9 protein-coding genes and 1 pseudogene are annotated in these 10,100 nt (G+C 62.6%); all 10 read right to left on the reverse strand.

What is annotated here, in order from left to right:
- Window positions 1-567 (reverse strand): hypothetical protein (locus ACH2EI_RS09225; protein WP_395159785.1); only part of this gene is annotated, 567 nt, incomplete at its 3' end.
- A 2-nt stretch (window positions 568-569) separates the two neighbouring features.
- A complete protein-coding gene (gene iolB, locus ACH2EI_RS09230; RefSeq protein ID WP_395159787.1) occupies window positions 570-1,544 on the reverse strand; it encodes a 5-deoxy-glucuronate isomerase in 975 nt (324 codons plus the stop codon).
- Window positions 1,541-2,572 (reverse strand): inositol 2-dehydrogenase, encoded by a 1,032-nt coding sequence (gene iolG / locus ACH2EI_RS09235; RefSeq protein ID WP_395159789.1) that lies wholly within the window; start codon window positions 2,570-2,572, stop codon window positions 1,541-1,543. The genes iolB and iolG overlap by 4 nt, the downstream gene beginning before the upstream one ends.
- A gap of 24 nt (window positions 2,573-2,596) precedes the next feature.
- Window positions 2,597-4,012: a fatty acid desaturase gene (locus ACH2EI_RS09240; protein ID WP_395154100.1), complete on the reverse strand. Its 1,416-nt coding sequence runs from the start codon at window positions 4,010-4,012 to the stop codon at window positions 2,597-2,599.
- A 37-nt stretch (window positions 4,013-4,049) separates the two neighbouring features.
- A complete protein-coding gene (iolD, locus tag ACH2EI_RS09245) occupies window positions 4,050-5,912 on the reverse strand; it encodes a 3D-(3,5/4)-trihydroxycyclohexane-1,2-dione acylhydrolase (decyclizing) (RefSeq protein ID WP_395154099.1) in 1,863 nt (620 codons plus the stop codon).
- Window positions 5,913-5,987: 75 nt separating this feature from the next.
- A complete protein-coding gene (locus tag ACH2EI_RS09250; RefSeq protein WP_395159791.1) occupies window positions 5,988-7,160 on the reverse strand; it encodes a Gfo/Idh/MocA family protein in 1,173 nt (390 codons plus the stop codon).
- The gene (locus ACH2EI_RS09255; protein WP_395153800.1) at window positions 7,157-8,074 is read right to left on the reverse strand and encodes a class I fructose-bisphosphate aldolase; all 918 of its coding nucleotides are present in this window, start codon (window positions 8,072-8,074) and stop codon (window positions 7,157-7,159) included. Before ACH2EI_RS09255 ends, ACH2EI_RS09250 begins: the two co-directional genes overlap by 4 nt.
- Window positions 8,071-9,060: a 5-dehydro-2-deoxygluconokinase gene (iolC, locus tag ACH2EI_RS09260; protein ID WP_395153801.1), complete on the reverse strand. Its 990-nt coding sequence runs from the start codon at window positions 9,058-9,060 to the stop codon at window positions 8,071-8,073. Before iolC ends, ACH2EI_RS09255 begins: the two co-directional genes overlap by 4 nt.
- Complete coding sequence (locus tag ACH2EI_RS09265) at window positions 9,057-9,848, reverse strand: ATP-binding cassette domain-containing protein (RefSeq protein WP_395153802.1); 792 nt, start codon at window positions 9,846-9,848, stop codon at window positions 9,057-9,059. The genes iolC and ACH2EI_RS09265 overlap by 4 nt, the downstream gene beginning before the upstream one ends.
- Window positions 9,849-9,902: 54 nt before the next feature.
- Window positions 9,903-10,100, reverse strand: a pseudogene (locus ACH2EI_RS09270) (ABC transporter permease); the annotation flags it as partial.

The raw sequence follows: 10,100 nt of genomic DNA on the forward strand, positions 1-10,100 counted from the left end.
CAGTTTGAGGAGGTCGGGGCTAAGCGCCGCGAATCGGCGTGCCGTTTCGACGACGACGCGGGGCCGATCCTCCGGGGAGTCCAGGTCATAGAACAGCGGTTCCATTGCCAGCGGCAACCCGACTCGTCGACAGTCGGCGAGAATGCTTGCAGCCACCGCTTCCTGCGCTCGGGCGAGTGGCCGGTCCGGATGGTACGACTGCAGAAGCTTTGCCGACGCGGCACCCGACGCCGCGGCCTGCTCGACTGACCAGCCGTCGAGAATCGTCGTCACCCCGGCGCCTGGATCATCAAGGTAGCCCTGGGATTCGAGCGCTGCCAGGAAACCAACGCCTTCGGGCAGTGCCCCAGCGTTAAGGACCTGCGGGATCGAGTACTCGGGCTCGAGCATCACACCAGTGGCAAGATCGGCAATCGTGCGCACCAGTTCGATCTTCAGCGCAGTGATCTCTTGTGCGGTCAACGAATCCGGGTCATCGGGTCGGAGAAACTGGCGGAGTGAGTCGCGATGATCGATCGCAAGGATCGAAAATTTCCCATCAGCATTCGACAGGTCGGACAACGCCACGGTCAGCCCGGTGTTGCTGAGCCAGCAGAGTCAGGGGGTCGGACGACGGGGAGCTCCCATGCCTCATGGTCCCAGTCGTCCTGGATCCAGGTGTGGGCTTCGTCGAAGCACGGTGGTGTCGTGCGCTCGTCGTCGTACAACTCCCCGGCAAGGTAGTTGAGGAACATCATGTGCGAACTTGGGCAGGCAACCGACGAGTGGTAGCCCTTCGTGACAAGTACGGCCTCGCCGTTTCGGGCAGTGAACAGCTCGTCGAAGTTCTCCTCATCAGTCCAGTTCCGTTGCATCACAAAGCCGTTGTCGGGCTGCGTGCGGAAGTAATACACCTCTTCGAGATATGGCGAACCGTCGCGACCGTCGTGGCGGTGTGGCGCCCAACCAGACCATGTCCCACGCGGGACATACACCTCATACAAGATGAGCCGCTCGGCCTTGATCGGCGGGGCGAGCACGTGGTTGACGTGGCGGTACGCGGCGCCACCGCCGCGCAGCTCCTGCTTCATCTCGCTCGGCTCAATCAGCCGTGTCGGATACTTACCGACTGCTTCGGCCGACCCGATCGAGAACTCGAACCCGCCAACGGCTGCGACGACTTCAATTGCGTCGCCGGGGGTGACATAGACAATGTGCGGCATCTCTTCGAACACCGAGGTCCGACTGATCTCGAACGTCTGGCCACCGGCGCGCACGGTTCCAGCACCGCGCAGCGGAACGATCGCCGTCTCTTGACCATCACGCTGATCGGTGTGGGTGTCCCCTGCATCGAGCTCAACGACGGCAAAACTGAGAAAGTCCCAACCCGAGTTTTCCGGCGTGATATCGATCCGCACCGTGCCGTCAGGTTTGCGGGCCCGGCGATGACTCGTGTCGGTTTCACGCATTGGACCCACCGGACGGGCGTGGCGGAGTGGCTGGCCCGAGTGGGACCGCTGTTCAGAAACGAATGCAGCAGCAGATTCGGAAACAGGTTCGGTCATGACTGGTTCTCCTGTGCGTCGATCTCGCGAATCGCAACGGGACGATTCTCCTGCATCGAACGCAGCGCTGCTTTGCCAATCACCAGGGGTGCTCGGCCATCAGCACCCGAAGCCGGGCTCTCGGCGCCGACACCAGCGGTGACGTACGCCAGAAAGGCAGCCCACTGGTCGAGGTAGCTGCGTGAGTACCGCTCGAGAAAGAAGTTCTGCAACGGCGGCTGACGGAACCCCTGATCGGTGGCGACAACCGCATTGAAATCGTGATGGTTATTCGACGCAGCCATACCCTTGCTCCCGAACGCTTCGACCCGCTGGTCGTAGCCGTACGCCGCGCGACGGCTGTTGTCGATCGTCGTCAACACTCCGTTGGCGTGGGTCAGCAAGACGACAGCCGTATCGACATCGCCAGCCTCGCCGATCGCGGGGTCGACCCGCACGGCACCCTTCGCATAGACCTCAACCACGTCACTTCCGGTGACATAGCGGGCCATGTCGAAGTCGTGAATCGTCATGTCGTTGAAGATGCCGCCAGACACCTTGATGTACTCAATCGGTGGCGGGCCCGGGTCACGGCTGATGATGTTGACGAGGTGAACATCGCCGACCGCTCCGTCCTTGACCGCATCAGCCACAGCCTTGTGGCTCGGGTCGTAGCGCCGGTTGAAACCGATCTGCAGTGCCACCCGCGCAGCGGCAACCGCGGCCAGGCCCCGGTCGACTTCGACGATGTCGAGCGAGATCGGCTTCTCACAAAAGATGGCCTTTCCCGCCTCAGCAGCTGCAACCATGGCGTCCACGTGAGTATCGGTGCTCGTGCAGATCGCCACGGCATCAACGTCGTCAGCGGTGACCGCATCAGCGAGCGACGTCGCGACGCGAGCACCGATGTCGGCGCCAACCGCCTGTGCCGCTGCCTCCACCACGTCGAAGACGACGCTGACCGATGCGCCAGGTACCTGACGAGCGAGCATCTCCGCGTGCATCTTGCCGATTCGCCCGCAACCGAGCACCGCAAATCTTGTCGTCATGTCATGTCTCTCTTCGTCAGTCGGTCATTGTTCGGGAGGTTGGATGATGATGTGGCCGTTGGCGGTGTCGGCCGCGTAGACAGCGATGGGTTCCTTGACCGGCTTGCGGCACGGTGCACCGGTCGACAGGTCGAATCGGCCGTTGTGCTTTGGGCATTCGATCTGTGGGCCGTCGACCCCATCGACGACCACTCCGCCAGCGAGGTGCACTTGGCCATGAGTACAGATGCCGTCGACGACACACACCGTGCCATCGGCGGTGCGCGCAACGGCGAACGTCCGGTCACGTACGTCGACACGAGTGACCGAGCCAACTGCAATCTGTGCAACAGGGCCAAGGTCGAACGACCCATCAGGGCGGACCGCGCCAATGGAACCAACCTCTGCAGGAGCAGTTGGCACGTCGGGGATGAGGCGGGTCTCGAGTTCGTGATTCGGGTCGTCGCGCTGCCGCTTCAGTTCCCCGATGATCTCGCGGTAGGCGTGCAAGCAATTCGGGCTCGGCTCGGGCAGTACATGCTTGATCTCAGCGTGCAACGCAGGCAATCGGTAGTACGGCACCGCCGGGAAGATGTGGTGCTCGACGTGGTAGTTCATGTTGAGATACAGGAACCGGAACACCGGGTTCATGTACACCGTTCGGCTGTTGGCCCGATGGTCGAGTACGTCTTCTTGCAAGCCCAGATGCTGTGTCGTCCCGAAGAAGAGCACGAGCCACGCCCCGTAGATCGTGGGCGCTCCGACCAGCAAAATCGGCAGCCAACTTTGGGTCGCAATCGCCAGCCCGACAACAACGGCATGGACCGCCACACTCAGGCGTGCTTCCCAGACGACCTTGCCGTGTTCGTTCGCTGGAACGAAGTCGACGGCGACCGGATCGATCTTCCCGAAGGCGTGCTGGATGATGCGCCAGAACATGCCCGGCTGGTTGCGGAGGCCGCTGTAGTTCTGCGCAAGGCGGAACAGCGAAGGTGGCCGCGCCAGCTGAATCTCCGGATCACGGCCGACGATGATCGTGTCGCTGTGGTGGCGGAAATGGGACCATCGCCAGAGCGTCGGCCCGCGCCACAGCATCAACGATGCGAACTGGTACATCGCATCGTTGACCCGCTCGTTCGAACACGCTGTTCCATGCCCGAACTCATGCCACCGGGCGTCGGCAGCGCCGTACAACGCGCCGTACACAACGAACAGTGGGATCGACCAGAAACTCGGGAATGCCACCGCGCCAGCAACACCGACGACGCCCAGCAAGGCGAGCCACAACACCGCATCGCCAATCGCCCGGCGGTTGGTCCGCTCGGTGAGCTCGCGCATCCGATCAGGATCGACGTGCGGGCGAAACCACTCAGCATCGACGAGCCCCACCTCGGCCGCGCGCTGTGCCTCCGGGCCGACGACCGAATAGTCGCGTGCGGTGCGATCAAGTGTGTCAGTCATAATTGAGTGTTATCGGTACAGGCTGCCAGACGCCAACTCAGGCCCTGCGCTGCGCGGCCTTCCCGGCAACAACCTCGTTGTGCGCATCGACAACTTCAGTGCGATACGACGTCTCGGGAACCCCGACTTCCCAGTACGTGCCGCCCTCGGTCCACTCGTACGGGTGGGTCTGCAGAGCGATCACGTACGTACGATCCGATGCGCGGGCCCTGGTCATTGCGGCTTCGAGTTCGGTGACGGTGTGCACGGTCTCGCTGTTGCAACCCTGCGCCTTGGCCAGCATCTCGAAATCGACGCGGACCTGGGTGTTCGGCCCCTTGCAGTCGTCGAGCAGGTTGTTGAACGGCACGCCGCCCTGGTTGATCTGCAGCCGGTTGATCACCGCGTAGCCGCCGTTGTCGCAGATGATGACGATCATCTTGTGGCCGCTGATCACCGAGCTGTAGAGGTCGGAGTTCATCATCATCGTCGAGCCGTCGCCGACAAACACGATGACTTCACGGTCAGGCATCGCCATCTTGGCGCCCCAGCCACCGGCGATCTCGTAACCCATGCAGCTGAAGCCGTATTCGCAGTCGAAGCTGTTGATCTCGTCTGCACGCCACCCGTTGTTGACCTCACCGGGGAATCCACCAGCAGCCGCCAGCACGTAGTCGCCCGGCGCCTTGTTGCGGTCGACAGCACCCACGACCTGGGCATACGTAACGGGCTCGCCCTGAGCGACTCCCGCATCGTTGGGGGCCGCGATCTTGTCGATGTAGGAGTGGTAGCCCGCACGTTCGACCGTTGCCCGTTCGCTCCAGCTGTCGTCGGCTCGCCAATCACCGAGGGCTTGCCCTAATTCAACGAGGCCTTCGCGAGCATCGGCGACGAGCGGCATTGAGCGTCGCTTACGCGCATCGAATCGGGCCGCGTTGAGCCCAATCAGTGTGACGTCGGGGTTCTGGAACAGCGTCCACGACCCCGTGGTGAAGTCTTCCATTCGGCTGCCAACGGCAAGGACGACGTCGGCATCAGCGGCCAAATTGTTGGCCGATTCGCATCCGGTCACACCAATCGGTCCGGCGTTGAGTTCGTGGGTTGCGACGAGGCTCGCCTTTCCCGCCACCGTCTCGACAACGGGAATGTTGTGGCGCTCGGCGAATGCCAACAGCTCGGCCTCGGCGAACGAGTAGTGCACGCCACCACCAGCGAGGATCAGCGGCTGCTTCGCCGATCGCAATGCTTCGGCTGCTGCAGCGAGTTGGCCGCGGTCGGGTCGGGCTCTGACGATTGCATGATGCTTTCGCGCAAGAAACTCGTCGGGTACGTCGAAGGCCATTGCCTGCACGTCTTGCGGCAGACCGAAGAAAGCCGGGCCGCAGTCGGCAGCATCGAGCATCGTGTCGATGCCCTGGGGCAGCGACGTGAGAATCTGATCGGGCATGGTGATCCGGTCCCAGTAGCGAGCAACCGGTCGGAACGCATCGTTCACCGTCGTTGACGGCACCCCATAGTGCTCGACCTGCTGCAGCACCGGGTCAGGCGTCCGCGAGGCAAAAGAGTCGCCAGCGATCAGCAGCAGCGGGAGGCGATTCGAGTGCGCCACGCCAGCAGCGGTCACCATGTTGGTCGCGCCGGGGCCGATCGACGACGTAGCCGCCATGATCTGCCGACGGCGCATCGCCTTGTTGAACGCCGTTGCCGCGAGGGCCATGCCCTGTTCGTTCTGCCCGCGCCACGTGGGCAATTCGTCCTTGTGTTCTTCGAGCGCATGGCCGAGGCACGTGACGTTGCCGTGCCCAAAGATGCCGTAAATACCCGGGAAGAGCTGCGCAGTGCTGCCGTCGCCAAGTTCGGTGGTCTGGGCAATGAGGTGCCCGACAATCGCCTGTGCGACCGTCAATCGTTGTGTCCCCATGAGGGTCTCTCTTTCTCAGACAGTTGCGAAAGGGGCCTGACCCCATGCGTAACTCTGTGCATTCAGCTGGTTGCGCTAAATGGTTGCGATGTTGGTGACGTCTTCCCACTTTTCGCTCTTCCAAGAGCGCAGCAGGGCGTCTTGGACGCTGACGTAATCGATGGCTTCACGGAAGCCCGGGTTGTGTTGGCGGCCGGCTGCGACCGACGACAGGAACTCGAAGTCCTCGATGACCTTGAGGTCTTCGTAGCCAATCGAGTTGGCATCACCGGGCACGAAGTGGCCGTGGTACGGGTACCGATCACCGGCGTAGACAGTGGTGTAGCCGCGGGCCTTGTCGCCGACGAGGTTGAGCTGGAGCTCGTTCATCGTCTCGAGGTTCCACTTGAGGGAACCCTTGGTGCCGTAGATCTCGAAGGCGCACTGACTTTCTGGGCCAACGATGGTTCGGCTTGCCTCAAACGTGCCCCTGGCACCGCTCTCGAACTGGACCATCGCGCCGAAGTAGTCCTCGTTCTCGACCGGCCCGGTCGGATCGCCGGGCTGGCCAGCGTCGTAGTGGGTGCCGCCAGCCTTTGGCAGCGGCCGGTCGGGAATATAGGTGTGGCCGGTGCCGACAACCTTCTTGATCGGGCCAACGAGCATGTGCGCAAGGTCAATCGAGTGGCTCAAGATGTCAGAGCTGACGCCGTGGCCTGCACCGTCGAGCTGGAACCGCCACGACAGGAGGCCCATCGGGTCCGAGCCGTACATCGTGAAAAACCGGCCGTTGTAGTTGGTGATCTCGCCGAGCGCTCCATCAGCGATCAGGTTCTTGGCGTACTGCACCAGCGGTGCCCAGCGATAGTTGTAGCCGACCCCGGTGATGACGCCAGCCTTGCGGCTTGCCGCTTCGATCCGGACGGTTTGCTCGGGCGTGCCACCGACGGGCTTCTCACAGAACACGTGCTTGCCAGCCTCGGCAGCTGCGATGGCGATCGGCTCGTGGAGCATGTTCGGCGCACAAATACACACCACATCAACGTCGGGGTGGTTGACCGCAGCCTGCCAATCGGTCGTGCCCTCACGGAACCCGAACGACTCGACAGCCTCATCGACTCGATCTTGCATGTTGTCGCTGATGATGATCAATTCGGGGTCATACGTGCGCTCTTGGAAAAGCGTGGGAATCCGGAGGTACGAGCGCGTGTGCGCCTGTCCCATCCAGCCAAAGCCGATGACGGCGATTCCAATTTTCTGACGCGTCATTGCGTTTCTTCTTCCGGGATGAGGTGGGGGTGAACGATTTCGGCGGCGATGGTAACCGCAGCCGCCACGTCACCGTCTGGGGGATAGAGCAGTGAGCGACCAACGACGAGGCCGCGTACGTTGGGCACAGCCATGGCTCGCCGCCACTCGTCGAAGGCAGATTCCGGGTCAGGCCCGGGTGTACCGCCAAGAATCAATCCAGGCAGCGACGTGGCAGCCATGACTCGTTCGACCTGTGCAGTTGCGGGGAGTTTCAGCCAGGTATACGCCGAGCTGGCCCCAAGGGCGCTGGCGATACCGACGCACTTGACGAGGGCGTCCTCGTCGGTGTCGAGATACTTGTCACCAGCCGGCGACGTCGTGTACGGCAGCGGTTCGAGCATCGCGATCTTCTCGGCGGCAGCCAGTTCGGTAATCCATCGGGCACATGCCTCGATCGTGGGGCGCGACCGTTCATCAGCCAGGTCGATGCGGAGCAGCATCTTGGCGCCGTCGAGACCTTGGTCGACGATCGACCGGACGGTGTGCCCGGTCAACTGATCGTCGAGTTCCCACGCCGAGCCCATGAGCCCGCCGCGGTTGATCGAACCAATCGCGACCTTGTCGTCGAGTGCGCCGAGTAGGGCCAAATCGTCGAGGATGTCAGGGGTCGCCATCACGCCATCGACGCCTGGGTCTGCGAGCGCCGTCATCGTGCGTTCGAGAAGGTCACGGCGGTCAGCCATCACAAAGGGCTGGCCGGACACGCCGACCATGCCGCGCGCCGGGTGATCGATAGCGATGATGAACGTTGCGCCGTCGTTGGCGAGCAGCGGACGCGACGTGCGTGCAGCAAGCGCTGCACCGATCGCCGTCGGGTCAGTAGCGCGAATATCGAGCAGTTCCAGCCACGCTTCGTCGGGCAGAAACGTCATGAATCAACTCGCTTCGGGACATTGCCGGTCGCGAGGAGGTAATCGATCTCGTCAGCGGTCGGCATCTCGTCGGAACACATCAGGCGGCCGGCAACGATCGCGCCTGCAGCATTTGCCCGGTACACGATCTCGGCAGGGTCCCAGCCAGCAAGCAACCCGTGGGCAAGCGAGCCCCCGAACGCATCGCCTGCGCCGAGACCGCACACCACTGGGACCCGAATCGGCTCGACGACGGTGCGCGAGTTGGCCGTGGCCACCATCACGCCTTCGCCGCCCTGCTTAACAATCGCGATTTCAACGCCGCGTTCGAGCATCCGGTCGGCCGCCTCGTCAGGTATTCGGGTACCGACTGCGATCTCGCATTCGTCTTTGTTGCCAACCGCGACCGTGCAGTGGTCGATCGATGGGGAGATGAACTCGGCGGCCTGCTCGGGTGATTCCCAGAACATCGGTCGGTAGTCGAGGTCGATCACCGTGTGCTGTTTGCGGCCACGTGCCTCGAGTGCGGCCATGGCCGCTGAACGCGACGGCTCTTCGGCGAAGCGCGAACCGGCCAACCAGAACAACGGCGCGGAGCGAATTGCGTCCATCGGCATGTCGGCAACCGAGATGGCCATGTCGGGGCCACGCGGTTCACGGTAGAAGTAGATCGATGGTTCTTCAGGCGGCATCAGCTCGCAGAACACCACCGGTGTCAGCAGTTCGGGGTCGGTTGAGATGAACTCGTCGTGGACACCGAACTCACGCAGGCCCTGGCGGATGTAGGCCCCGAACGCGTCATTGCCGACACGATTGATGACCGCAGCCTTGCGGCCTAACCGGGCCGCAGCAACCGCGACGTTGGTCGGGCTCCCACCGATCGACTTCCGGAAAGTAGAGACGTCGGCGAGCGGCACGTTGTGCTGCTCGGGGTACATATCAACGGAGGAACGGCCAAACGTGAGTATCTCAAGATCGTCGAGATTGAAGGGCGCGCCGAGCGTCAACTTGTCGCACCGGAATTATGGAGTTCGTGCTCCAGCGCCTCGAGTTCGGCGCCACCCGACATTTTCTGGGTCAGTTCGTCGACCGTGATCTCCGACTTGTGGAACGAGCCCAGGGAACGACCTCGGTTGAGGATCAGAAAGCGGTTACCCACCGGGTAAGCGTGTCGCGGGTTATGCGTGATGAAGATCACAGCGAGCCCTTGGTCGCGGGCTTCGACGATTCGCTTCAGTACGACTCCGGACTGCCTCACACCCAGCGCTGACGTCGGTTCGTCGAGGATCAGTAGTTTGGCACCGAAGTAGCCGGCGCGGGCAATGGCCACCGACTGACGTTCGCCACCCGACAGCGTGCCAACGGTTTGCTCGGTGTCGCGGATGTCGATGCCCATCTTGGCCATCTCCTCCTTCGCGATCCGCTTCGCCTTCTTCGTGTCGATCCACTTGAGCGGACCGATACCGGTGGTGGGTTCTGAGCCAAGGAAAAAGTTGCGCCACACCGACATCATCGGGACCATCGCGAGGTCCTGATACACCGTCGCGATGCCAGCGTCGAGGGCGTCTCTCGGCGAGTCGAACATCACCTCCTCGCCATTGAGCCGGATCGTGCCCTCGGACTGCTGGTGCACCCCGGCGAGAATTTTGATCAGGGTCGACTTGCCTGCGCCGTTGTCGCCAAGCACGCAGGTGACCTCACCGGCGGCAACCTGGGTACTCACCCCGGTGAGTGCAGTGATGCTGCCGTAGAACTTCGAGATGTTGTCAAGTTCAAGGAGTGGCGTCTCAGACATGGTTGGTCTCCAGTTCAGATACAAGCGTTGGTGAGATCCGGGCTTCGGCGCCGCTCATCGACGGATCCCTTCGGCCTTGTTCCGAAGGAACTTGTTCGATACCACGGCCAGCAGCAAGATGACGCCGACGATCAAGAACCGCCAGTCGGTGTTCCAGCGAGCGCTCGAGATTCCGCTGGCCGGAATCGACAGGATGCACGCGCCGATCGCTCCGCCGAAGGCAGTGCCGTACCCGCCAGTCAGCAGGGTTCC

It is taken from the genome of Ilumatobacter sp. (assembly GCF_041688325.1).
Lineage (GTDB): Bacteria > Actinomycetota > Acidimicrobiia > Acidimicrobiales > Ilumatobacteraceae > Ilumatobacter_A.

Bases quoted from the DNA above. Each gene is read 5' to 3' on its own strand.
- iolB (WP_395159787.1), bottom strand. From the start codon at position 1,544: ATGACCGAACCTGTTTCCGAATCTGCTGCTGCATTCGTTTCTGAACAG.
- ACH2EI_RS09250 (WP_395159791.1), bottom strand. From the start codon at position 7,160: ATGACGCGTCAGAAAATTGGAATCGCCGTCATCGGCTTTGGCTGGATG.
- iolG (WP_395159789.1), bottom strand. From the start codon at position 2,572: ATGACGACAAGATTTGCGGTGCTCGGTTGCGGGCGAATCGGCAAGATG.
- ACH2EI_RS09265 (WP_395153802.1), bottom strand. From the start codon at position 9,848: ATGTCTGAGACGCCACTCCTTGAACTTGACAACATCTCGAAGTTCTAC.
- iolD (WP_395154099.1), bottom strand. From the start codon at position 5,912: ATGGGGACACAACGATTGACGGTCGCACAGGCGATTGTCGGGCACCTC.
- ACH2EI_RS09240 (WP_395154100.1), bottom strand. From the start codon at position 4,012: ATGACTGACACACTTGATCGCACCGCACGCGACTATTCGGTCGTCGGC.
- ACH2EI_RS09255 (WP_395153800.1), bottom strand. From the start codon at position 8,074: ATGACGTTTCTGCCCGACGAAGCGTGGCTGGAACTGCTCGATATTCGC.